This is a genomic window from Microbacterium sp. B35-04, assembly GCF_010634885.1.
In the GTDB taxonomy this organism is placed as follows: domain Bacteria; phylum Actinomycetota; class Actinomycetes; order Actinomycetales; family Microbacteriaceae; genus Microbacterium.
Genome location: NZ_MWLP01000041.1, coordinates 54,119 through 77,305, shown reverse-complemented (window position 1 = coordinate 77,305; position 23,187 = coordinate 54,119). Strand labels below are relative to the sequence as shown.

Annotated in this window: 20 protein-coding genes; 9 read left to right on the top strand and 11 right to left on the bottom strand. The window is 69.6% G+C overall.

Annotated features, from left to right (window positions below):
• The first annotated feature begins 86 nt into the window (after window positions 1-86).
• Window positions 87-1,022, top strand: coding sequence for a GNAT family N-acetyltransferase (locus B1729_RS11560; RefSeq protein ID WP_204318907.1), 936 nt, complete (start codon window positions 87-89; stop codon window positions 1,020-1,022).
• Between the two features lie 86 nt (window positions 1,023-1,108).
• On the opposite strand, the gene B1729_RS11555 is transcribed toward B1729_RS11560, so the two are convergent.
• Both B1729_RS11555 and B1729_RS11550 read right to left on the bottom strand, forming a co-directional pair.
• The gene (locus B1729_RS11555; protein ID WP_163632795.1) at window positions 1,109-1,444 is read right to left on the bottom strand and encodes a hypothetical protein; all 336 of its coding nucleotides are present in this window, start codon (window positions 1,442-1,444) and stop codon (window positions 1,109-1,111) included.
• A 276-nt stretch (window positions 1,445-1,720) separates the two neighbouring features.
• A complete protein-coding gene (locus B1729_RS11550; RefSeq protein ID WP_239539601.1) occupies window positions 1,721-2,644 on the bottom strand; it encodes a LysR substrate-binding domain-containing protein in 924 nt (307 codons plus the stop codon).
• A 94-nt stretch (window positions 2,645-2,738) separates the two neighbouring features.
• Between B1729_RS11550 and B1729_RS11545 the strand changes: the two genes are divergently transcribed.
• Entirely contained in the window at window positions 2,739-4,472 is a 1,734-nt protein-coding gene (locus tag B1729_RS11545) for an FAD-dependent oxidoreductase (RefSeq protein WP_163632790.1), read from the top strand.
• Window positions 4,473-4,645: 173 nt separating this feature from the next.
• Complete coding sequence (locus B1729_RS11540) at window positions 4,646-4,966, top strand: hypothetical protein (protein WP_163632788.1); 321 nt, start codon at window positions 4,646-4,648, stop codon at window positions 4,964-4,966.
• 39 nt (window positions 4,967-5,005) lie between these two features.
• Here the strand turns inward: B1729_RS11540 and B1729_RS11535 are convergent, their stop codons facing one another.
• From B1729_RS11535 to B1729_RS11520, 4 genes are all read right to left on the bottom strand, one after another.
• Window positions 5,006-5,434 carry a VOC family protein gene (locus tag B1729_RS11535; RefSeq protein WP_163632786.1) on the bottom strand — a complete coding sequence of 143 codons (429 nt, stop codon included), beginning with the start codon at window positions 5,432-5,434 and terminating at the stop codon, window positions 5,006-5,008.
• A 70-nt stretch (window positions 5,435-5,504) separates the two neighbouring features.
• The gene (locus B1729_RS11530; RefSeq protein ID WP_163632784.1) at window positions 5,505-8,909 is read right to left on the bottom strand and encodes an error-prone DNA polymerase; all 3,405 of its coding nucleotides are present in this window, start codon (window positions 8,907-8,909) and stop codon (window positions 5,505-5,507) included.
• A 232-nt stretch (window positions 8,910-9,141) separates the two neighbouring features.
• On the bottom strand, window positions 9,142-10,794 hold the full coding sequence (locus B1729_RS11525; RefSeq protein ID WP_163632782.1) for a DNA polymerase Y family protein: 1,653 nt from the start codon (window positions 10,792-10,794) through the stop codon (window positions 9,142-9,144).
• A 1-nt stretch (window position 10,795) separates the two neighbouring features.
• Entirely contained in the window at window positions 10,796-11,662 is an 867-nt protein-coding gene (locus B1729_RS11520) for a hypothetical protein (protein ID WP_239526120.1), read from the bottom strand.
• Between the two features lie 197 nt (window positions 11,663-11,859).
• Between B1729_RS11520 and B1729_RS11515 the strand changes: the two genes are divergently transcribed.
• The gene (locus B1729_RS11515; RefSeq protein WP_163619600.1) at window positions 11,860-12,261 is read left to right on the top strand and encodes a hypothetical protein; all 402 of its coding nucleotides are present in this window, start codon (window positions 11,860-11,862) and stop codon (window positions 12,259-12,261) included.
• A 12-nt stretch (window positions 12,262-12,273) separates the two neighbouring features.
• Here the strand turns inward: B1729_RS11515 and B1729_RS11510 are convergent, their stop codons facing one another.
• The 4 genes from B1729_RS11510 to B1729_RS11495 form a co-directional block, all read right to left on the bottom strand.
• Entirely contained in the window at window positions 12,274-12,771 is a 498-nt protein-coding gene (locus B1729_RS11510) for an HNH endonuclease (RefSeq protein WP_163619602.1), read from the bottom strand.
• A 417-nt stretch (window positions 12,772-13,188) separates the two neighbouring features.
• Window positions 13,189-14,121, bottom strand: coding sequence for a M23 family metallopeptidase (locus B1729_RS11505; RefSeq protein ID WP_163632780.1), 933 nt, complete (start codon window positions 14,119-14,121; stop codon window positions 13,189-13,191).
• Between the two features lie 336 nt (window positions 14,122-14,457).
• Window positions 14,458-15,159: a metal-dependent transcriptional regulator gene (locus tag B1729_RS11500; protein ID WP_163619613.1), complete on the bottom strand. Its 702-nt coding sequence runs from the start codon at window positions 15,157-15,159 to the stop codon at window positions 14,458-14,460.
• Between the two features lie 251 nt (window positions 15,160-15,410).
• Complete coding sequence (locus B1729_RS11495; protein ID WP_239539600.1) at window positions 15,411-16,313, bottom strand: DUF559 domain-containing protein; 903 nt, start codon at window positions 16,311-16,313, stop codon at window positions 15,411-15,413.
• A gap of 355 nt (window positions 16,314-16,668) precedes the next feature.
• On the opposite strand from B1729_RS11495, the gene serC reads away from it, so the two are divergent.
• Window positions 16,669-17,784 (top strand): phosphoserine transaminase, encoded by a 1,116-nt coding sequence (gene serC / locus B1729_RS11490; RefSeq protein ID WP_163619615.1) that lies wholly within the window; start codon window positions 16,669-16,671, stop codon window positions 17,782-17,784.
• Here the strand turns inward: serC and B1729_RS11485 are convergent.
• On the bottom strand, window positions 17,760-18,437 hold the full coding sequence (locus B1729_RS11485) for a TetR/AcrR family transcriptional regulator (protein WP_163632778.1): 678 nt from the start codon (window positions 18,435-18,437) through the stop codon (window positions 17,760-17,762). The genes serC and B1729_RS11485 overlap by 25 nt on opposite strands.
• 204 nt (window positions 18,438-18,641) lie before the next feature.
• Here B1729_RS11485 and B1729_RS11480 point away from each other — a divergent pair, with 204 nt between their 5' ends.
• The 4 genes from B1729_RS11480 (at window position 18,642) to B1729_RS11465 (ending at window position 23,182) form a co-directional block, all read left to right on the top strand.
• Window positions 18,642-20,303, top strand: coding sequence for an ABC transporter substrate-binding protein (locus tag B1729_RS11480; RefSeq protein WP_163619618.1), 1,662 nt, complete (start codon window positions 18,642-18,644; stop codon window positions 20,301-20,303).
• A 166-nt stretch (window positions 20,304-20,469) separates the two neighbouring features.
• Complete coding sequence (locus B1729_RS11475; protein ID WP_163619620.1) at window positions 20,470-21,384, top strand: ABC transporter ATP-binding protein; 915 nt, start codon at window positions 20,470-20,472, stop codon at window positions 21,382-21,384.
• Window positions 21,381-22,205: an ATP-binding cassette domain-containing protein gene (locus tag B1729_RS11470; RefSeq protein WP_163632775.1), complete on the top strand. Its 825-nt coding sequence runs from the start codon at window positions 21,381-21,383 to the stop codon at window positions 22,203-22,205. The genes B1729_RS11475 and B1729_RS11470 overlap by 4 nt, the downstream gene beginning before the upstream one ends.
• On the top strand, window positions 22,202-23,182 hold the full coding sequence (locus tag B1729_RS11465; protein ID WP_163619625.1) for an ABC transporter permease: 981 nt from the start codon (window positions 22,202-22,204) through the stop codon (window positions 23,180-23,182). Before B1729_RS11470 ends, B1729_RS11465 begins: the two co-directional genes overlap by 4 nt.
• Window positions 23,183-23,187 lie beyond the last annotated feature (5 nt).

Below are 23,187 nucleotides of genomic sequence, written 5' to 3'. Positions count from 1 at the left end.
GCAATCGATGGTTCCCGCGCCGACAACGTCGTCCCGCACCACCGATGCACCGATGCGCTGAACACCGATCAGGGAGGGAGATCACGTTGACCTTCGACATCCGTCGATATCGCGACTCCGGCGACCTCGAACTCTTCCTCACGCTGCCGTACGCGCTGAATCACGAGGTCGCCGACGACCTCGAGCAGGGTCGGCGTCGCCCGGAGTGGACCTGGCTGGCGATTCGTGACAATCGACTTGTCGGTCGCCTGGCTCTGTGGGCTCCAGTCGGTGCGAATGAGCCCACGCAGCTCGACATCTTCGACACCGACGCCTCGCTGCCTGAAGACATGCAGCGCGAGATCGGCGCGTCGCTGCTCGACGCCGCGCACACCGAACTGCTCTCCGGATTGAGCACTCCCCCCGAATACGCTCGCTACCTCGCCGCGGACTGGCGGGACGATCCGAGGTCCCGCCGCGCGACAGAAGTGCTGCTCGAACTGATGGAGAGCGCCGGAGCCCGATTCATCGTGGAGCGGCTGCGCCTGGAGTGGCGAGAAGGTACGCCGATCGCGGCACCCGACGCGCGGCTGACGTTCCGTCCGTTCCACTCCGACAACGAGCTCATCGATCTCACCACCCGAGCGCTTGCCGGCACCCTCGACGCCCACAGCGCCGAGGAGCTCGCGACCGCCGAAGCGAGAGCCGTCGCTTTGGCTCAGTACACGGATGAGTTCTCGAGCTACTCGAGCCCTCGCGAGTGGTGGCAGGTCGCCACGCTTCCGTCGGGAGAGGCCGTCGGCTTCGTCTTCCCCGCCCGCAACTCCTACCGCCACATCATCGCCTACGTCGGCGTGCTGCCCGAGCACCGCGGCAACGGCTACATCGACGGCATCCTCAGCGAAGGCACCCGCGTGCTGGTCGCCGCCGGCGCCGACGACATCCGCGCCTCCACCGACCTGGGGAACGTGCCGATGGCGAAGTCATTCGCCCGCAACGGGTACGTCACGTTCGAACGGCTCATCAACATGGCGTGGGGCTGAGGGCCGACCGCGGCAGCCCGACGGGGCGGAGCGCCCTGCGTAGCGAGCCGGCGGCCTCAGCCCCGCGGCGCCTGACGCCCGTGCCCTCAGAAGGAGTCGGGAAGGTCGTAGTCGACGTACGGCGGCTCCTGTGAGTCCACGCTGACCGGTCGCGTGATGGCGTCGATCCGCTCCTTCATATCTTGCACGGCCTCGCTGTTGTCGGGCGCATCTATCTCGGAGTTGGTGGTCTCGACCATCAGAATCGTGCTGGCATCCAACAGGAACGAAGCTTCCACCGTGTTGCCGTCGGTGCTGATCGACCTCAGCGTCACCGTGTCGGCGCGCTCATTGTCGGCGACCAGGCGGGCATACTCCAGCAGGGTGTCGGCGGCATCGTCGCCCATGAAGAGCGACTTGTCGGCGAAGCTCACGTGCTTCATGCGTGCACAGTAAGCAGCCTCCGTTTGCCTTGTCTCGGGCGTTGACAACTCCCCGAGAAGGTGCCGTCTGCCGCCGGTGCACCGGTTCCGGGAGATCGCCGGCCCCCTGCGGATCGCGCTCGTCAACCCCTCTGCCGGAGCGCGGGAGCTCGCGCACTTCGCCGCTCGAACGCCTCGCGGCGAATCTGTCGGTGGAGGCGGCATCCACCGGTCGACACGCGGAACCAGTGCCTACGCACGAATGCCGAGCGTGCACCGCTGACAGCCGTTCCGCCGTCAGGCGAGCCGCATGGTGGCCTCCGGTCGCTCGGCCATGATCGCGGCGGTGCGGGCGATCGTCTGCTGCATGACCTCGGCCGCCGGGGTCGGCGCGATGTCAGTGACACGGGCGAGGCTGATTGTGCGGGTGAGCGTGGGCTCCGCGAGCCGCACCTCACGCAGCCCCTGGCGTTCGATCATGACCATCGCGGGGACGATGGCGACGCCGATCCCGCGCTCCACGAACCGGAGCACGGCATCCATCTCCGCACCTTCGATCACCGCGCGCGGCGACAGTCCGGCCTCTTCGAAAGCGGCATCGGTGGCGCCGCGGAGGTCGTACGTCAAACTGAAGACGATCTGCGGCAGCTCGGCCACCTCGGCGAGCCGGATGCTCTCGCGGGAGGTGAGCGGCGGGGCGTCACTGGACGAGACGACGACCAGCTCCTCGACGAGGAGCGGAGTCACGGTGAACTTCTCGGCGGATGCCGCACCCGACGTCGTGATGAGCGCGAGATCCAGTTCGCCACCGCCGAGTGCGTCGAGCAGGCCGCGGGATCCCCGTTCGGTGATGTGCAGCTCGATGGCAGGGTGTGCGGCGTGGAAGGCGTTCAGCACCTCCGCGACGATACTGACGCAGAGAGTGGGCGTGGCGCCGAGGCGCACACGTCCCCGGCGGAGGCCCGCCAGGGCATCGAGCTCACGCCGAACGGATGCCGCGTCAGCCAGCATGCGCCGAGCCAGCGGCAGCAGCGACTCACCGGCGGCCGTGAGCACGCTGCCCGCGCGTGCCCTGGTGAACAGCGCCCCACCGAGATCCTGCTCGAGCGCCGCGATCTGGCGACTCAACGACGGCTGCGCCAGGTGCAGCTGCTCGGCTGCGCGCGTGAAGTTGCCCACCTGGGCGACGGTCACGAAGGCCCGCAGCTGTTCGAGGTTCACGCCTGCTCCCGATTCACGCCAATAGCATATCGCTATCGTTTCCAGTAGAAAGATGCATTGGAGTAATGCGTTCGTTCTGCCTACCGTGGACGGCGTGAGCATTTCAGAGCGCCAGCTTTCCACCACCGTCCTCGTGATCGGCACCGGAGGATCCGGACTTCGCGCAGCCATCGAACTCGCCGAAGCCGGGGTCGACGTCATCGCCCTCGGCAAGCGGCCGAAGTCGGACGCACACACCTCCCTGGCTGCCGGCGGCATCAACGCCGCCCTCTCCACGATGGATGCCGAAGACAGCTGGCAGCAGCACGCGGCGGACACTCTCAAAGAGAGCTACCTGCTCGCCAACCCGCACACGGTCGAGATCGTCACCTCGGGGGCCGCCCGCGGCATCGAAGACCTGGAGCGGTACGGCATGCCGTTCGCCCGGGAGGAAGACGGGCGCATCTCGCAGCGGTTCTTCGGCGCACACACCTATCGCCGCACCGCCTTCGCGGGCGACTACACCGGACTCGAGATCCAGCGCACCCTGATCAACCGCGCGGCGCAGCTGGAGGTGCCCATCCTCGACACGGTGTACGTCACGCGCATCCTCGTCAACGACGACGGCGCGGTCTTCGGCGCCTACGGCTTCGATCTCGAGGACGGCACCCGCTACCTGATCCACGCGGATGCCGTGATCCTCGCCGCCGGCGGGCACAACCGCATCTGGCGCCGCACCTCGTCGCGGCGCGACGAGAACACCGGCGACTCTTTCCGCCTCGCCATCGAGGCCGGCGGCCGCCTGCGAGACCCTGAGCTGGTCCAGTTCCACCCGAGCGGCATCATCGAACCCGAGAACGCCGCCGGCACCCTCATCTCGGAGGCCGCACGCGGCGAGGGCGGCATCCTGCGCAACGGCCTCGGCGAGCGCTTCATGCACAAGTACGACCCGGAGCGGCTGGAGCTGTCCACCCGCGACCGCGTCGCGCTGGCCTGCTACACCGAGATCAAAGAGGGCCGCGGCACCCCGAACGGCGGCGTCTGGCTGGATGTCTCGCACCTGCCGCGGGAGACGATCATGACGCGCCTCCCCCGCGTGTACCAGACGATGCTCGAGCTGCAGATGCTCGACATCACGAGGGAGCCCATCGAGATCGCGCCGACCGCGCATTACTCGATGGGTGGCGTCTGGGTGCGCTCGTCGGACCACGCGACCGACGTGCCCGGTCTCTATGCCATCGGCGAGGCGTCGTCCGGCCTGCACGGCGCTAACCGGCTCGGCGGCAACTCGCTGATCGAGCTGCTGGTGTTCGGGCGCATCGTCGGCCAGGCGGCCGCCGAGTATTCGGCCTTGCTGCCCGCGCAGAAGCGATCGGCCTCGGCCGTCGACACTGCTCGAGCCGAGATCGACGGCCTCCTGGCGGCATCCGGAACCGAGAACGTGCGGGCGCTGCAGCGCGCCATCCGCGACACGATGACCGAGCATGCCGGGGTCGTGCGCGACGAAGAGGGCCTTCTCACCGGGCTCGCCGAGCTTGACACCATCGAGGCGCGGATGGCCGACATCGGCGTGCACCCCGACATCGCCGGCTATCACGACCTCGCGCACGCGTTCGACCTGAAGTCGGCGGCTCTCGCCGCCCGCGCGACCCTCGAAGCGGCGCTCGAGCGCCGCGAGACCCGCGGTTGCCACAACCGCAGCGACTACCCCGAGCTCGACCCGGAGCTGCAGGTGAACCTCGTCTGGTCGCCGACGACCGGCGTCGTGCGCGAGGCGATTCCGCCGATTCCCGCCGAGATCGCCGCCCTGATGCGCGAGGTGTCGGTCGCCGGAAAGCTCGTCGAATAGGGCGGTCTCGCGACCGCCGCGGCAGGCCCCCGCCCGTCACACGCGTAGCATCAAGCGGCGCTTTCGGTCATCTGTAGCCCGTTCGCCGACATGCTGCAACCCCCAGAGGTGTCTGGGGGCCAAGCGGGTAGAAAGGCAGAGTGAAGAGAGTGACGTACGCGGGAAGCGAGTTTGTGACCGGGGATGACATCGCGTCGGCACTGCTCAGCTGCGGTCGGGCGCTGGCGGAGGCCGGCGAAGCCGAGGCAGTGACAGTTCCGTCATGGGAGCAGGGCGCTATCACCGGGGTGATGATACTCATCGGCCCGGCGAGCCAGATCGTCGTCCAAGACGCCCATATCGACGTCGAGGAACTCATCGACGTCACCGCCATCGCCCGGCTGCAGGCGATCGAGCGGCGCCTCAGACCGGTGGCCGCCGTCGACGTCGACAGCAAGGACCGGGAACGGTGGGACGCCGACAGTCGGAATCAGGCGTGGGACGGCGAGATGTGACGAACGGGCGGGTGACGAACGGGCAGGTGTGACGACCGGCTATTGCAGGCAGAACTCGTTGCCCTCGGGGTCCCTCATCTGGAAGTAGGTCTCCGGCCACGGACCCCACGACTGGTCGACCATGCGCACGACCTCCGCTCCCAGTGCGACGAGACGATCCTTCTCGGCTTCGAGCTCTTCGCGTGTCGGCGGCCGGCCGGGGGTGGCGCTGATGTCGAGATGCAGGCGGTTGCGCCCGTCCTTCTTCTCGGAGGCGTGGTGGAAGAACAGCCTCGGCCCCACCCCCTCGGGATCCTCGGCCATCCCGCGGTTGGCCAGATCGGCCTCGCTCAGTCCGGAGGCGAGCAGCTCTCTCTTCAGCGGCCCGTCCCACGTGGCCTCCGGATAGCCGAACACCCCGGCCCAGAAGCGGGCGAGCGCCGGGGGGTCGTCGGCGTAGAACGTGATGTTGCCGAGCTTGCCTGTCATGACGACCACCTTCTCTCACACGGCGTCGGCGCCGCGACATCCGCCACCCTAGACCCTTGTCCCGCGCGTCTCAGCGGAAGTCCCTCGCACGGTGCTGAACGCCCACCCGGAGGTCTTCGAACCGGTCGGCGATGAGGTTCGTCACCCCCTCGGCCGAACGCTCCAGGATGCCGCGGGCGATGAGGGCCGGCGAGTCGCGCACGACCCGGCGGTACCTGTTCCAGACGCCGAGCGAGCACACGACGTTCACGAGGCCATGCTCGTCTTCGAGATTGAGGAAGGTGATTCCGGATGCCGTGGCCGGCCGCTGCCGGTGGGTCACGAGGCCGCCGACCTCGACGCGGCGCCCCACCTCGTGGCTGCGCAGTTCGCGAGACGTCAGTACCCCGCGGGCATCGAGCCCGGAGCGATAGTGGCTCAGCGGATGGTCGTCGGTCGAGATGCCGGTGGCCCAGAGATCGGCGGCGAGGCGCTCGTAGCTGGTGGGATCGGTGAACAGCGGGGGCTGCACCGCGATGAGGGAGTCCGGCAGGAACTCGGGGCGATCCTGCGCTGCGGATCCGGCCAGCCAGATCGCCTCCCGCCGGCTGAGACCGAGGCACTCGAACGCCCCGGCGGTGGCGAGCGCCTCGACCTGTGTCGCCGTGATGCTGGTGCGCCGCACCAGGTCGCGCTGGTCGCGGAACTGGCCGCCAGCCTCGCGTGCGGCGACGATGCGCTGCGCCACCGCCGCGCCGATCCCCTTGACCCCGGCGAGGCCCAGGCGCACCGCGTGCCCGCCGTCTCGCCGGTGCGCGGCGGACTCGTCGGGGGCATCGAGGTCGAAGAGCCCGACCGGCGGCTGGTCGCGCTCGAGGCAGGAGTCCAGGCCGGTGGCAGGTTCCCCGTCCACCCGCTCGAGCACGGCCTCGACGCCGGAGAGGTGCAGGTCGGGGCGACGCACCTCGACGCCGTGGTGGCGCGCGTCGCTCACGAGAGTCGCGGGCGAGTAGAAGCCCATCGGCTGCGCCCGTAGCAGCCCCGCGAGGAACGCCGCTGGATAGTGCAGCTTGATCCACGAGCTCGCATAGACCAGCAGCGCGAACGACAGCGAGTGCGACTCGGCGAACCCGAAGTTCGCGAACGCCTGGATCTTGGCGTAGATCGCGTCTGCATCCTCCCCCACGAGCCCGTTCTCGGCCATGCCCGCGTACAGCTTCTCTTTCAGCGAGTCGATGCGCTCCACTCCGCGCTTGGACCCCATCGCCCGTCGCAGCAGGTCGGCGTCCTCGCCGGTGAGCCCGCCGACGGCCATGCCCATCTGCATGAGCTGCTCCTGGAACACAGGGATGCCGAGCGTGCGCTCGAGCACCGGCACGAGCTTGGGGTGGGCGTAGGTCACCTTCTCCTGACCGAGCTTGCGCTTGACGAACGGGTGCACGGCGCCGCCCTGGATGGGTCCGGGCCGGATGAGCGCGATCTCGATCACGAGGTCGTAGAACCGCCGGGGCTGCAGGCGCGGCAGCAGGCCCATCTGCGCCCGCGACTCGACCTGGAACACCCCGATCGAATCCGCCCGGCACAGCATGTCGTAGACCGCTTTCTCCTCCTTCGGGATCGTCGACAGCTCCCAGTCGTCCCCCGTCGAGGCGCGGATCATGTCGAAGCAGTACTGCAGGGCCGCCAGCATCCCGAGTCCCAGCAGGTCGAACTTGACCAGCCCCATCCAGGCGGCGTCGTCCTTGTCCCACTGGATCACCGTGCGGTTCTCCATGCGGGCGTGCTCGATCGGCACGACCTCGCCCACCGGCCGGTCGGTGAGCACCATGCCGCCGGAGTGGATGCCGAGGTGCCGCGGCGCCTTGAGCAGCTCGGATGCGAACTCGAGCACCTGATCGGGGATGTCGTGGCCGGCGCCCGTCTCGAGCAGAGCCCCCCACCCCTCGATCTGCTTGGACCAGGCATCCTGCTGCCCCGGCGAATGCCCCAGCGCCTTGGCCATGTCGCGCACGGCATTCTTGGGCCGGTACTGGATGACGTTCGCGACCTGCGCCGCGCGATCGCGCCCGTACTCCTGATAGACCCACTGGATGATCTCTTCCCGACGATCGGAGTCGAAGTCGACGTCGATGTCGGGCTCCTCCTCGCGCAGGCTCGACAGGAACCGCTCGAAGGGCAGGTCGTAGCCGATCGCATCGACCGCCGTGATGTCGAGCAGATAGCAGATGGCACTGTTGGCCGCCGACCCGCGACCTTGACACAGGATGCCGCGGCGCCGCGCCTCTTGCACGATGCCGTGGACGATCAGGAAGTAGCCCGGAAAGTCCTTCAGCTCGATGACGCCGAGCTCCTTCTCTATGCGCGCCCGGTTCTCTTCGGTCAGGTGCGGGTACTTGCGCGGCACCGCATCCCACACGAGCTTGCGCAGCCACGACATCGGCGTGTGCCCCTCGGGCACCTTCTGCTTCGGCAGCGCGGGCTTGGCCTTGCGCAGCGGAAAGGCGAGCTCGTCGGCGAGGGTCACGGTGCGAGCCACGGCATCCGGGAACCTCACGAACCGCTCCGCCATCTCGGCGCCCGACCGCAGGTGCGCCCCGGCGTGCGCGGGCAGCCAGCCATCGAGCTCGTCGAGCCCGCGGTTGGCCCGCACCGCTGCGACCGCCGCGGCGAGCAGCTGCCGCTGCGGCACCGCGTAGTGGACGTTGTTCGTCGCGAGGAGGGGCAGACCCCGCTCGCGCGCGAGCCCGGCGAGCACGTCGTTCTCACGCGTGTCGAGCGGATTGCCGTGGTCGATGAGCTCGACGTGGACGGCATCGCGCCCGAACAGCGTCACGAGGCGGTCGAGCTCGTGGGCCGCGGCATCCGCCCCCGCCGTCCCCGGTGCCGAGGCGAGCGCCCGGCGCACGGCGCCTTTGCGGCACCCGGTGAGCACCGTCCACTCCCCGGCCGCCTGCGCGGCAAGCTCTTCGAGGTCGTAGACCGGGCGCCCCTTCTCGGCCCCCTGCAGCTGGGCGTGCGTGATCGCACCGGCCAGCCGGTGGTAGCCCTCCTCTCCGCGGGCGAGCACGAGCAGATGCGCGCCGACCGGGTCGGCCTCGCCGTTCTGCGGCTTCGGCAGCTCGAGCGACAGCTCGGCGCCGAACACGGTCTTCAGCTGCAGCGCCTCGGCCGCCTCGGCGAAGCGGACGATGCCGTAGAAGCCGTCGTGGTCGGTGACCGCGAGGGCGTGCAGTCCCAGGCGCTCGGCCTCTTCGGCGAGCTCCTCCGGAGAGGAGGCGCCGTCGAGGAACGAGTACGACGAGTGCGCGTGCAGCTCGGCATACGGGATGGCATCCGCCGGACGCTCGATCTCTGGCGCGACATACGGCCCGCGCTTGCGCGACCACGCCGGGCTGTCGCCGCCGTCCGCGCCGACCGGCGGCGCCTCGGGCCTGCGGCGACCGCTCAGCACGCGCTCCATCTCGGACCACGGAACGCCCGGGTTGTTGAAGCCCATCAGCCCTCACCCCGATCCCGGTCGTTGAGCGGGCGCAGCGAGACGAAACGCCTCGAGCCGCACAGTCACGCCGGTTCCTCGCTCGCTCAACGACCGGGAGAACGATCTCGGTCGTTGAGCGAGGGAGCGCCAGCGACCGAGACGAAACGCCTCGAGCCGCACAGTCACGCCGGTTCCGGGGCGTTTCGTCTCGCTCGTTCCTCGCTCGCTCAACGACCGGGAGCCAAGTTCCCTAGTCATAGGTGGCCTCCGCGGTCCACGCGTCGCCGTCGCACACCAGCAGCCACGCCGACCCGTCGGCGTCGACGACCTGGAACCGGTACGCACGCCGCGAGCGCGCGGCATCCCATCCCCGCTCGATCACCGGCCACGGGCCCGCCCACGCCTCGATCGCCCGCCGGCGCCCGCTCTCGATGAAGAACGCGGGCACGGCCGCGACATTGCCCCGCTCGTCGACATCGACGAGCTCGCCCCCGAGCGCACGCACGTCGACCGGCACCGGATCGGCGAACACCGTCGTCGGCAGCGGCTCGGGCAGACTCCCCGGCCACGGTCGCGCACGCTGCGCCGCGAGGCCGCCGGCGCCTGTCGCCTGCCGGTCGCGCTCGTCCCGGTCTCCCCACGGCACGAGCACCTGACGCTCGGCCAGCCACCGCCCGCCGCCGATCGCGGGCGTCAGCACACCGCGATGACCCAGCATGGCCTGCACCCGCGACAGCGCGTGATGCACCCGCTCCTCGGGTCCGCCCCCGAACAGCGCCGGGGCGTGATGGGATGCCGCATCCACCGCCTCGGGCGAGATCCGCACCAGGGTGACCCCGCTGCGCAAGCCGCGCCGCCCTGCCGCGTCGCCGCCAGAGGGATCGGCGCCGACGTCTTCGGCGAGCTGCCACCGCACACGGTCGACGACCGCCGCCGCATCGAACGAGCCGGGGTGCAGCCACACCCGCTCGCTGCGCTCCCCGCGATCGCCGACGAGCTCGACCCGCAGCTCGGTGCAGACGAGATCCATCGCACCCAGCCCGCCGATGAAGTCGTCCGCGGTGACGCGCATCGCGAACGCCACCTGGTCGGCGATCTCGAGCGGCGGCTCGAACGCGACCTCGCGCTCGAGCTCGGGCGGCGGGGTGCGCGGCTGCACCGGCCGCGAGTCGTGCCCCGCGGCGAGGGAGTGCAGCCGGACGCCCCGCTCGCCGAACCGCTCGCGCACGCGATCGGGCTCCATCGCGGCGAACCCGCCGAGCGTCTGCACGCCCAGCCGCGCGAGGAGTCCCACGAGGTCCGCCGCATCCTTCGTGCCTGCCGCGCCCGCGCCGATCATCGCCGACGCGTCGAGCACGGCGACCGACAGCGGCGCGAGGAACCCCGCCGCCCCGCCGGCGGGCACGACGAAGACCGGATCCTCGGCGCTCGTGCCCCCGCGCGCCGCCTGCTCGGCCGTGAACGGCCCGTCGGCGATCCCCGCCCTGACCCCGTCGAGACCGGCCTCGCGCAGCGCGCCGATCAGCATGCGGGCGGCCTCGGTCTCGCCGCCGTAGTACCGCGCCGGGCCACGGGCGCGCAGCGCGCACAGCCCCGGCCGCACCAGCTGCACCCCGGGCGCCCGCTCTTCGATCAGCGACACGATCGGCGCGAACGCGCGGTGATCGCGCGCGGCATCCGCATTCACCAGCGTCAGCCCCGGACACCGCGCCTGCGCGTCGCGCCGGCGCTGCCCGCGACGCACCCCCTCGGCGCGCGCGGACGCCGAGCACGCGACCACCAGGTTGCGCTCGACGACGGCGATCGGATCTGCCGCAGCCGCAGCCGCCTCCCTCTCGAGAGCCGTGACCGGCCAGTCGGGAAACCACAGCACGAGGCTCCGAACGGGCGTGCCCGGCGTCATGTCACCCCACCGCCCTGATCCGATGACCGAGCGAGACGTCGAGCGGAGAGGAGGCCGATGCGGCGGCGGGATGCAGCGACTCGACGGGGCGCATCCGCTCCGGCACGGCGGAGACATGGCCCGCGGCATCCGGAAGCATCACGCGAGCGCGCCGGGATCGCGGCCAGCGACGGCTCGACGAGGTGAGCGTCACCTCGCGGCCGGAGAGATAGCCGTGCCCGCGCCCGACGCCCTCCCATGCCGGCTCACCTACCTCGATCACCGCCTCTGCCTGGGGCCACGGTCCCTGCACGAGCAGCACCGCGCCGCGATCGCGCAGCCGCGCCGCCAGACGCGCGATCTCGCCGTCGGCGGCTCGTCCGGACGGACGCACCGCGACCACCGGCAGCACCTCGGCGACCGTCGAGGTCACCGCGAGCCAGCGGGCACCGGGATCAGGGATGAGCACGAGGCGCGACAGATCGACCCCCAGCCCCTCTGCCGCCTCGGCGCCGAGCCGCGGCATCCCGATCACTCCGCACCACGACCCGGACTGCGACGGCTGGGCGAGCATCGCCAGCAGCACCGACGTCGACCGCGGGAGGGAATAGGCCGCCCCGGGACGCAGGCCGCCCCCGGGAAGCAGCGAGGCGAGGGCGGGATGCACCGGCAGCACCGGCGCGTCGAGCCGTCGCCCCTGCACCCGCTCGAGCTGCGCCCGCAGTTGGGCGACGGTGCTGGTGGATGCGGTGCTGGTAGACCCGGTGCCCCTACCTGCACCGGCCGACCCCGCTCCTCCCGCGCGGATGGCGGCAGGCCGGGCGGCCGTCGGCTCCTGTCCGACGGCTTCGTGCACGTGCTGTGCCGTGAGCTGCACGATCGCCCCCATTCGCCTATACTAGAATAGATGTTCTAGTCATTCAACCGCTGCGAACGAGCGTACCCCCAGCTTCCGACAGTTATGTTCGAGAAATTGGGCTTCCCGCGCCGAACGCGATCCCGCCCCAAGCCTTCCCAGGCTGTCGCGCAATCGCTACCGTATGGACCACCGTGGGCTCGCTCCACGCATTCCGTGAGGAGCCTGCCGTGGACGGTGCCATTCACCCGAGCCTGCTCGAATCGATCTCAGCGTGGGTGCTGATCGTCTCGTTCACCCTGTCGCTGCTCTACGAACTCTGGAGAGCGACCGCGAAGGCGGGCGTGTCGCGCCACGACTCGATGCGGGCCTTCGTTCGGGAGCTGTGGCTGTACGTGCTGGCCACCATCGTGATCGCCCTGCTGTTCGCGGGCGTGCCGTTCGCCGCGTGGATCGGACTCGCCTTCTCGGCGCTCGTCATCCTCGCGTCGATCTTCTACTACAACCCCAAGATGATGATCGAGCGCCGACCGGGACTGTTCGACTGGTTCGAAGACCTGGTGTACACCGGGCTGGCGTTCGTCGTCGCGGCTCTGCTCACCCTCGAGGTCTCGGGCCTCGAGCTCTCCTGACTCGGCGAGATGTCAGGCCGCGAGGGCGAGATACGGCTCCCACCGCGGATCGGTGCGCTCGGTGCCCCGGACGGTCCACTGTCCGCCGCGCGGCGGGCGCGGCAGGAAGCGCAGCTCCCAGTTCATCTCCTGCGGCGTGCGGTCACTCTTCACGTTGTTGCAGCGCAGGCAGCAGGCCACGAGGTTCTCCCAGGAGTCCGCACCGCCGCGCGAGCGTGGCAGCACGTGATCGATCGTCGACGCCGCCTTGCCGCAGTACCCGCAGCGGTGGTTGTCGCGCCGCAGCACACCCCGCCGCGTCACCGGCACATGGCGACCGCCCGGCACCCGCACGTAGCGGGTCAGGATGATCACGGCCGGACGCTCGTACGCGCGTCTGGTGCCCCACACCGGATCGGTCTCGGTGTGTTCCACGACGGTGGCCTTCTCGTTCATCACGAGCACGAGCGCCCGTTTGAACGACACGACCGCGAGCGGTTCGTAGCCCGCATTCAGCACCAGAGTGCGCATTGATCATCCTCTCGAATGGCCGGGACGGCTTCTCGGTTATTCGACTTGCGCGACGATCAAGGGCGCAGGGGCATGAAAAAAGGCGCTGTCTTATAGACAGCGCCTTGGCGCCACGGCAATGCCGCGGCATCCACTCGTGCAATGCCGAAGGACGAGGCGTCCAAGCGCATCCATGGTTCGGATGCGTGGTGTGCAGCCCATCGGCTCCCTCCGCTCTCTCAGCGTCGGGATTCAGGCTAACGCACCCAGCCGACACCGGGGCGGTGAACTCGGTGAACGCACGGGGGCGTGTCGAACAACGGATGCTCCCCACGCCTCTCCACGCATCGCTTCGCGCTGCGTGGAGCCTCGGGCGCGTGGGCCCAGCCGCCCGGCCGGGCAACGGGCATCCGTCGTGATGCGATGGGGTCGATCCGGCTACCCGGCGTTGGCCTGCAGCCACGCCCACGGGTCGACGACGGAGCCGTTGATGTGGACCTCGAAGTGCAAATGGCACGCGGTGGAGCTTCCGGTGCTGCCGACGAGCCCGATGAGCTGGCCCGCCGCGACCGACTGGCCGACCGAGACCTGACGGCTGCCGTACGTCATGTGCCCGTAGAGCGTGTTGACCTGCTGGCCGCCGATGACGTGGTCGATCGAGACACCGACGCCGTAGCCGCCGTAGCTCTCCTGCGAGACCTTGACCACGCCGGCCGCAGCCGCGTAGAGCGGTGTCCCACACGACGACAGCAGATCGACACCCTGGTGGTAGCCCGAGTCCCAGAGGCCGCGGCCCTTGGTGAAGTTGAGGATCGGCCAGCGCACCTCGCCGGTTCCGGGCGAGGTGAGGGCGATGTTGACCGGGACGGACGACGACGACCGCGTCGCCGCCGCCGCCGCCGCCGCCTTGGCGACCTGGCGGGCGCGTTCGGCAGCCGCCTCTTCGGCCTTCCGCTTCTCGATCTCTTCGGCCGTGGTGGCCGCGTAGCTTCCGCGCGAGAGCTCCGTGGCATTGGCATCGGATGCCGCGACGAACGACTGCGCGTCGTCGACGGCCATCTGCTGGATGGTGCGGGCCTCTTCGGTGCCGACGCCGGCGGTCGCGGCGAACGCCGGGATCGCGACGGTGGCGACGAGTCCGCCCACCATGGCCAGCACGGCCAGGCTGCGCAGCGGCTTGAGCACGCGCCCCTTGGTCGAGGAAGCTGAAGACGAGGACGGGGCGCTCGAGCGCACGGTCGTCGGCTTCGACTTGGCGGGCGGCACGGCTCGGGCCTGTCGCACGGGGGTCTGCCGTTTGCGCGCTCGACGGGTCGGGTCGGTCGCCGCGTGCTCGGGCACGATCGCGTGCGAATCTATCTCTTCAGCCAAACTTTTCCTCCGGCGCCTCTGCGCCTGGGCGCTGGCTCGTCAGCATTCGATGTCGGGGCACGATATGCGGGCTACACCACATGTGGACGACGAGCCGGTGAGGCAATCCACGTGGGGTCCGGTCGGCGGGCTTCTCGCCTGGTGGACTTCTCGAGGCTACCCGAAGGTCACGTTTATGTCACGCTCCACGCCTGGCAATCTCCGCACAGTGCGTCGAGGGATGCCGCGGCCGCGGTCTGTGGGGCTTCCAGAGGCGCGCGGAGCGGGCGCCGTCGCGGGAGACTCGGGGCGTGCCGGAGGGCGCCGCGGTGCGGCATCCGTCCCCCGCTCAGGCCGTCAGCGGGTCTCGTCGACCAGGAAGATGTGAGACGCGATCTCGACCGGAAGCTCGAGGCCCTCGTCGCTGCCCTGCATCTGCACGAGCACGTAGCCCTCGTTGTAGCGGTAGTCGCCGAAGGCGCCCGGCACGACGCCGGCGCCCTTCAGCTGCTGCAGCAGCTCGGGGTCGACCTGCGCGGGCTCGGCGAGCCGGCGCACCGTGCCGGTGATGGGCTCGCCGGCGTCGTTGAGACGGCGCACCAGGCCAACGACGCCCTGCTCGAAGCCGTTCGTCGGCACGTCGCCCAGCTGGTCGAGCCCGGGGATGGGGTTGCCGTAGGGCGACTCGGTGGGGTGGCCGAGCAGCTCGACCAGGCGGCGCTCGACCTGCTCGCTCATCACGTGCTCCCAGCGGCAGGCCTCTTCGTGGACGTAGGCCCAGTCCAGGCCGATCACATCCGAGAGCAGGCGCTCGGCCAGACGGTGCTTGCGCATGACGTCGACGGCCTTCTGACGGCCGGCGGCGGTGAGCTCGAGCGAGCGGTCTTCGGACACGACGACCAGTCCGTCCCGCTCCATGCGGCCGATGGTCTGCGACACCGTGGGACCCGAGTGCCCGAGGCGCTCCGAGATGCGCGCCCGCAGCGGCACGATGTTCTCCTCCTCGAGTTCGAGGATCGTGCGCAGGTACATCTCAGTGGTGTCGATCAGGTCTGTCATGTCGCGGCGTCCTCGATGTCTGGAGTGTAGGGACAGCCTATCTTCTGGCGCAGACGCCGAGGCGGGCGGGCGGGCGGGCTCGGGGCACCGCCTGGGCTCCAACAGGTCAACCGCACCTCCACAGGAGGTTGGAAGGATTCAACCTCCTGTCGAAGGCCGGTTGACCTGTCGAGCAGGCCTCGCAGCGCGACGGCAGCGGATGGACCGACCACCGGCGACCACCGGCGACCGGCGACCGGCGACGCAGAGAATCACCGTGGGCGGTGGAGGCCCTGTGCAATCGCTCGCATGATGAGCTCCTGCACCTCGTGCCAGCGGTCGATGACCTGCGCATACGTCACGCGGATCACGTGGTAGCCGAGCAGCGTCAGCGCCGCATCATGCGCGACATCCGCGGCGCGCTGGAGTCCGACGTGGTGGCCGCCGTCGACCTGGACCACGAGCCGCTCGCCGATCAGGAAGTCGACACGATGCTCGAGTATCCAGATCTGCGCCCGGATCGGAAGCCGCAGCCACTTCAGTCGGATCGCGAAGATCGTCTCAAGTCCAGAATCCGAAAAGGGGGTCGCGGCGTCGAGCACCCGACGGGCGGCCGGTCGCAGCTGCAGGCGAGCCAGTTCCATCTTCGTCACCAGTCCGCCATTGAGCGCGGAATCCCATACCGCCAACGCCGCTTCGAAGGGCTGGCAGCGGGCGACGATCACCAGCGTGTTCAGGATGCCGTCTTCCAGGGCGCCGACCTCCCGCGGCTGGACGGGAGCTGCCCAGTGCACGGTCGTCTTCGGATTCTGCAAACTCAGCCGCGAGGCGGATGACGGCGCTCCGACGTGCGGTGCCTCTTCCGCGAGCACCCAGAGCCCCAGCCGTTTCGCCCTGGTGACGCAGGTGAGCACGACGCCGGCACTGGCCGCGGCGAGGAGATAGGGATCTGCATCGGCCAGCGCGATCCAGCCACGTCGAGGAACAGTGAGGATGCCGTCCGCGACTGCTCCGGCAACCGTCAGGCGGCTGAATCCTGCGTCGAGAAGCGCCCGGAGGCGCGCAACGCCACCCCGACGGGTCAGCGCATCGATGAGCCCGATCATCTTCGAACGATGGCGGAGCGCCCGACCAGTGGGTCGCGTCTGCGGCAGCACGGTGAAGAAGTCATGCACTCGGCATCCGTTCGCCCTCCTGTGGAGGAGGCACCCAACAGGTCAACCGGCCCTCCACAGGACGTTGGAAGGTTTCATCCTCCTGTGGAAGCCCGGTTGACCTGTCGGCAACGGGTGCCGTGCCGCGACCCGCAGTCGAAGCCCCGGTTGACCTGTTGCGACGGATGCCGCGACCCGCAGTCGAAGCCCCGGTTGACCTGTTGCGGCGGATGCCGCGACCCGCAGTCGAAAGCCCCGGTTGACCTGTCGATGACGGATGCCGCGACTCCCGGTCGAACGCCCCCCGCGAAAGCCCGGCGCGTCACAGGCTGTCACGGGGGCGAGGCGGCGGGGCGGGCCTCTCTAGAATCGACGCATGGCCCACGTCCTTCTGCCCCGTGAGATCCTTCCCGCCGATGGACGCTTCGGGTGCGGCCCGTCGAAGATCGCGCCCGCCCACATCGAGGCGCTCGCAGGACCCGGTTCCGCACTGCTGGGCACGTCGCACCGACAGGCGCCCGTCAAGAGCCTGGTGGGCCAGGTGCGCGCCGAGCTGAACCAGCTGTTCCGCCTGCCGAACGGCTACGAGGTCATCCTCGGCAACGGCGGCTCGACCGCGTTCTGGGATGCCGCGGCCTTCGGCCTCATTGAGAAGCGCAGCCAGAACCTCGTGTTCGGCGAGTTCGGCGGGAAGTTCGCCGCCGCGGCGAAGACCCCCTGGCTCGAGGCTCCCGACGTCCGCAAGGCCGAGCCCGGCACCAGCACGGTCGCCGAAGCGGTCGAGGGCATCGACGTCTACGCCTGGCCGCACAACGAGACCTCCACCGGCGTCTCGACCGCCGTCACGCGCGTGCACGGCGACGAGGGCGCCCTCACCGTCATCGATGCGACGAGTGCGGCGGGCGGCATCGACTTCTCGGTGCACGAGGCCGACGTCTACTACTTCGCACCGCAGAAGAACCTCGGCTCCGACGGCGGCCTCTGGTTCGCGCTCGTCTCGCCGGCGGCGATCGAGCGCATCGAGCGCATCGCGGCGTCGGGACGCTACATCCCCGAGTTCCTGAGCCTCAAGAACGCCCTCGACAACTCGCGCCTCAACCAGACCCTCAACACCCCCGCGCTCGCGACGCTGTTCCTCCTCGACAAGCAGCTCGACTGGATCCTCGCCTCGGGCGGCCTGCAGTGGGCCGACGCCCGCACGCGCGAGTCGTCGCAGGCGCTGTACGACTGGGCCGAGGCATCCGCCTTCGCGACGCCGTTCGTCGCCGACGCGGCCGACCGCTCCCCCGTCGTCGTGACCATCGACTTCGACGAGACGGTGGATGCCGCAGCCGTCGCCAAGAGCCTCCGCGACAACGGCATCGTCGACACCGAGCCCTACCGCAAGCTCGGTCGCAACCAGCTGCGCGTCGCGACGTTCGTGTCGATCGAGCCCGACGACGTGCGTCAGCTCATCCGCTGCATCGACTACACGGTCGAGCGACTGGGCTGATCGGCGTGCTCGTCGGCGTCGTCGGCGAGCGGTGACGGGGACGGCGACAGCACCGCCGAGACGATCGCCTCGATGGCGAACTCCGACGCGTGCGCCAGGTCGACGGCGTCGGGGTCGAGCAGCCACTGCACCTGCAGGCCGTCCATGACGGCCAGGATGCTCGTCGAGGCGAACCCGACGGTCTCGGGCGTCGTGATGCCGCGCTCGGCGCACACCACGGCGAACGCGTGGGCGACCTCTGCGCGGAGGGTCTGGTAGCGCTTCTCGAAGAAGTCGCGCCCGGGGTGGTCGTCGGTCACCGACTCGGCCGACAGCACAACGTACGCCTGCACGATGCCGGCCCGGTGGGCGTTCACGAACGCGGTGCGCACCAGGTGGCGGAAGAGCGCCAGCCCGTCGGGGATGTGCTGCTCGGCGAGGTCGGCGACGTCGGTCTCGTCGCGATGCTGCAGCACTTCGAGGAGCAGCTCGTGCTTCGATCCGAAGTGGTGGAGGATGCCCGCGTGGGTCATGCCGACCTGGTCGGCGATGTCCTGCAGGGTGCCGCCGGTGAAGCCCTTGCTGCCGAAGATCTCGACGGCGGCGTCGAGGATCTCCCGGCGGCGGGCGAGTGTCTCGGGCCGCGAGCGCGGCTGCCGACGCTGTGTTGCCATCGGTCGGCACCCCCTTCTTCGGCGGACTCGGAGCGGCTTCTCCGCTGGCGCCTGTGAGTCTACGCACGGTGTGTCCGTGCACACCGGAACACCCTACTTGCAAAAGTTACTTACTTGATTGTAAGTTGATCCGGCAATCACCTCCACGACGCCGACGTCACATTGCTGTACACGGCGCCGTGCACACATCACGAAGGAGAAGCAATGAGGCTCAGGACCCCCCTCCTCGCCATCGGCCTCGCCGCAGCGATCGCGCTGACTGGCTGTGCCGGCGGCGGCGGAGACGACACGGCCGACCCCGAAGGCGGGGCATCCCTCACCATCGCCAAGCCTGACGGCCCGATCACCACCGAGGGCAACAACCCCTGGGTGGGCGACTCGTCGGCGCTGAAGCTCGGCTACGCGAACGCCATCTTCGAGCCCCTCGGCATCGTCAACCTCGTCGACCCCACGGCCGACGTGGTGCCGTGGCTCGCCTCGGAGATCAGCTGGTCGGAGGACTACAAGTCCGTGCAGCTGACCGCCCGCGAAGGCGTGAAGTGGAACGACGGCGAGGACTTCACGGCTGACGACATCGCCTACACGTTCCAGCTGATCATGGACAACCCGGCGCTCGACATCACGGCGCTGGGGCTCACCGACGTCGCCGTCGACGGCGACACCGTCACCCTGTCGTTCGAGAACCCGATGTTCATCAAGCAGGACAAGGTGCTGCACATCCGCATCGTCCCGCAGCACGTCTGGGAGGAGGTCGACGACCCGACCACCTTCACGAACGAGGAGCCCGTCGGCACGGGTCCGTACACCCTCAGCAGCTTCAGCACCCAGGCCGTCGAGCTCACCGCACGCGAGGACTACTGGGGCGGCGAACTGGCCGTGCCGACGCTCTACTACGTGTCGTACGCCGACAACACCGCGCTGACGACAGCCCTCGCCAGCGGCGACGCCGACTGGGCGCAGGCGTTCATCCCGAACGTGCAGTCCGCCTACCTCGACAAGGACCCCGACCACAACGTCTACTGGGCAGCGGCGGGCCTGGGCATCGACACGATGTTCGTCAACACCACGACCAAGCCGTTCGACGACGTGGCCTTCCGCAAGGCCGTCAACATGGTCCTCGACCGCGCGAAGCACCAGGAGATCGCCCGCGAGGGCGGCGTACCCGAACTCACATCGGTCACGGGGCTCCCGACCCCGGCCGGCGACGCCTACATCGCCGACGAGTTCGCGGGCCAGGAGTACGCGGTCGACGTCGAGGGCGCCAAGGCGGTGCTCGAGGAGGCCGGCTACACCTGGGACGGCGACGCGCTCGTCGACCCCGACGGCGAAGCGGTGACGTTCACGCTGTCGGTGCCGCAGGGCTGGAACGACTACGTCACCGGGATCAGCCTCATCTCGGACTCCGTCAAGGAGCTCGGCGTCGAAGCCGCGGTGGACACGCCCGACTCCGACTCGTGGTGGGAGGCCAAGGGCACCGGCGACTTCCAGGCGATCCTGCACTGGACCGACTCGGGCGCGACGCCCTACGACCTGTACAGCGACCAGATGGACGGCCGGTTCCTGAAGCCCCTCGGCGAGACGGCCGACTTCAACTTCGGCCGCTTCGACAGCCCGGAAGCGACGGCCGCGCTCGCGGAGTACGCGAGCACGACCGACGACGCGTCGCGCCAAGCCGCGCTCGAGGAAGTGCAGCAGATCTTCGTCGATCAGGTGCCGGCGATGCCGATCGGCACGCGTCCGTTCCTCAGCCAGTACAACACCCGCAGCTTCGTCGGCTGGCCCGGAGAGGACGACCCGTACGTGCCCGCCGACCCGACGCAGCCCACCGCGGTGTACATCCTCACCAAGCTCCAGCCCGCGGACTGAAAGCGACGGCGGCAGGGGCTGGGCCCGACCGGCCCAGCCCCTGCACGCGTCTCCTGCACCCATCCGCGTCGTCACGCGGCAGCGCCCCACGGCGCCGCCTCACACCCGCACCGCCGCCTGACGCGCCACTCCCCGAAACCACACGAACCGCGAGCACGATCGAGATATGACCGAAGACGTTCTGCTGACGATCTCCGACTTCAGCGTCACCTACGACGTCGACCCGCCTGTCGAGGCGGTGCGCGACGTGTCGCTGGAACTGAAGCGCGGCGAGATCCTGGGCCTGGCCGGCGAATCCGGCTCGGGCAAGACCACCCTGGCCTACGGCATCCAGCGCCTCCTGAAGCCCCCGGCCGTCATCACCGGCGGCAGCGCGGTGTTCCACGATGCCACCGGGGAGGTGATCGACATCGGCGCGCTGAGCGACGACGAGATGCGCCGGTTCCGCTGGGACAAGGCCTCGATGGTGTTCCAGGGCGCGATGAACGCCCTGAACCCCGTCATCAACATCGGCCGCCAGCTCGGCGACGTGTTCACGACGCACCGCCCCGAGTTGTCACGCAGCGAGCGCACCCGCGCGTGCGGCGACCTGCTCGACCTCGTCGGCGTCGGCCGCGACCGTCTCAGGTCGTTCCCGCACGAGCTGTCGGGCGGCATGCGCCAGCGCGTCATGATCGCGATGGCGCTCGCCCTCCACCCCCAGCTGATGATCATGGACGAGCCGACGACCGCGCTCGACGTGCTGGTGCAGCGCGAGATCCTCGCCCAGATCTCGGAGCTGCGCCGCGAGTTCGGCTTCTCGGTCGTCTTCATCACCCACGACCTCCCGCTGCTCCTGGAGATCTCCGACCGCATCGCCGTGATGCGCGAGGGCCGCATCGTCGAGCTGGACACCGCCGAGAACATCTACCGGAACCCGCAGCACGAGTACACGCGGCGGCTGCTGTCGTCGTTCCCGAGCCTCACCGGCGACCGCGGGGACTTCGTGCGCGGCACCGACGCGGGGCGCAGCGAGCGGGAGGCCGCGACCTCGGCCGCAGGGACCGCAGGAGCCGACACCGCCATGGAGGTGACCGCATGACGACCCTCGAATTCCGCCACGTGACCAAGCGCTACCGCGTGCGCGGCGCGGGCAAGATGCTGGCGCTCGACGACGTGAGCTTCACGCTCACGAGCGGACGCACGATCGCCCTCGTCGGCCAGTCGGGCAGCGGCAAGTCGACGATCGCGAAGATCATCACGCAGCTCGAGCGCCAGACCTCGGGCGACGTGCTCCTCGACGACTCCCCCATCCCCCGCAGCGGCCGCGGCCTGCGCCGCTACCGGCAGCAGGTGCGCATGGTGTTCCAGGACCCGTTCGCCTCGCTGAACCCGTACCACACCATCCGCCACCACGTCGAGCGACCCTTGCGCCTCGACAGGGTCGTCCCGCCTGACGAGGTCGAGCACGAGGTGCGCCGGCTTCTCGAACGCGTTCGACTGGATGCCGACAGCACCATCGACCGGCGGCCGCACGAGCTGTCGGGCGGTCAGCGTCAGCGCGTCGCCATCGCGCGCGCCCTCGCGTCGCGGCCGAGCCTGCTCATCGCCGACGAGCCGGTCTCGATGCTCGACGTCTCGATCCGCCTGGGCGTGCTCAACCTGCTCGCCGACCTGCAGCGCGAGTCGAACCTGGGCGTGCTGTACATCACCCATGACCTGGCGACGGCACGGCACTTCAGCGACGAGATCATGGTGCTCAACCGCGGCAAGGTCGTCGAGCGCGGCCCCGCCGACGAGGTCATCCTCAACCCGCAGGACGACTACACCCGCGCATTGCGCAACGCCTCACCCGACCCCGACCGCCACTTCGCGCGCCCCGCCACCCCCGACACCCCCGACACCGAAGGAGTCCCCGCATGAGGTTCGCGCTGCGGAAGACCCTCTTCTACCTGTTCACGGCATGGGCCGCAATCACGATCAACTTCCTCATCCCGCGCATGATGAAGGGCGATCCGGTCTCGGCCTATCTGGCGAAGAACCAGGGCAAGATCAGCCCCGAGGCGGCCTCCGCCCTGCGCACCCTCTTCGGCCTCGACACCGAGAAGAGCCTCTGGGAGCAGTACATCGACTACTGGCAGCTGCTGTTCTCCGGTGACCTCGGCCGCTCGTTCTCGCACGGCCTCGCCCCCGTGACCGACGTGATCGGCACGGCGCTGCCGTGGACCGTCGGGCTCGTCGGCATCGCCACGATCGTGTCGTTCATCCTGGGCACGGCCGTCGGTGCGGTGATCGGCTGGCGACGCGGACGGGGATCGGATGCCGTCATCCCGGTCGCCACGTTCTTCTCCACGGTTCCCTACTTCTGGATGGGCCTGATCGCGATCGCGGTGTTCTCGTCGGCACTCGGCTGGTTCCCGGCATCCCACGCGTACGGGAAGGGAACGCGGCCCGGCTTGAATCCCGAGTTCATGGGAGAGGTGCTGTATCACGGCGCGCTCCCCGCGATCACGATCGTCATCGCGTCGCTTGGCGGCTGGATCCTCGGCATGCGCAACATGATGGTCACCGTCCTCGACGAGGACTACATCACCGTCGCCCAGGCGAAGGGCCTCTCGGACCGCCGCGTCGTCACGACCTACGCCGCCCGCAATGCGATGCTGCCGCAGCTGTCGAGCTTCGCACTCGCGCTCGGCTTCATCGTCGGCGGCACGCTCGTCATGGAGCTGGTGTTCTCATACCCCGGCATCGGCAAGCTGCTGCTCGATGCGACCAATGCCAAGGACTACCCGCTCATGCAGGGGGTCTTCCTCGTGATCACGCTCGCCGTGCTCGTGACCAACATCCTCGCCGACATCGCGTACGTCATCCTCGACCCGCGCGCCCGCCAGGAGGCCTGACATGA

Coding starts and splice junctions, on each gene's coding strand:
- B1729_RS11510 (WP_163619602.1), bottom strand. CDS start 12,771: ATGCGCACTCTGGTGCTGAATGCGGGCTACGAACCGCTCGCGGTCGTG.
- serC (WP_163619615.1), top strand. CDS start 16,669: ATGGCCCACGTCCTTCTGCCCCGTGAGATCCTTCCCGCCGATGGACGC.
- B1729_RS11525 (WP_163632782.1), bottom strand. CDS start 10,794: ATGACGCCGGGCACGCCCGTTCGGAGCCTCGTGCTGTGGTTTCCCGAC.
- B1729_RS11470 (WP_163632775.1), top strand. CDS start 21,381: ATGACGACCCTCGAATTCCGCCACGTGACCAAGCGCTACCGCGTGCGC.
- B1729_RS11465 (WP_163619625.1), top strand. CDS start 22,202: ATGAGGTTCGCGCTGCGGAAGACCCTCTTCTACCTGTTCACGGCATGG.
- B1729_RS11520 (WP_239526120.1), bottom strand. CDS start 11,662: ATGGGGGCGATCGTGCAGCTCACGGCACAGCACGTGCACGAAGCCGTC.
- B1729_RS11530 (WP_163632784.1), bottom strand. CDS start 8,909: ATGGGCTTCAACAACCCGGGCGTTCCGTGGTCCGAGATGGAGCGCGTG.
- B1729_RS11535 (WP_163632786.1), bottom strand. CDS start 5,434: ATGACAGGCAAGCTCGGCAACATCACGTTCTACGCCGACGACCCCCCG.
- B1729_RS11500 (WP_163619613.1), bottom strand. CDS start 15,159: ATGACAGACCTGATCGACACCACTGAGATGTACCTGCGCACGATCCTC.
- B1729_RS11480 (WP_163619618.1), top strand. CDS start 18,642: ATGAGGCTCAGGACCCCCCTCCTCGCCATCGGCCTCGCCGCAGCGATC.
- B1729_RS11555 (WP_163632795.1), bottom strand. CDS start 1,444: ATGAAGCACGTGAGCTTCGCCGACAAGTCGCTCTTCATGGGCGACGAT.
- B1729_RS11475 (WP_163619620.1), top strand. CDS start 20,470: ATGACCGAAGACGTTCTGCTGACGATCTCCGACTTCAGCGTCACCTAC.
- B1729_RS11485 (WP_163632778.1), bottom strand. CDS start 18,437: ATGGCAACACAGCGTCGGCAGCCGCGCTCGCGGCCCGAGACACTCGCC.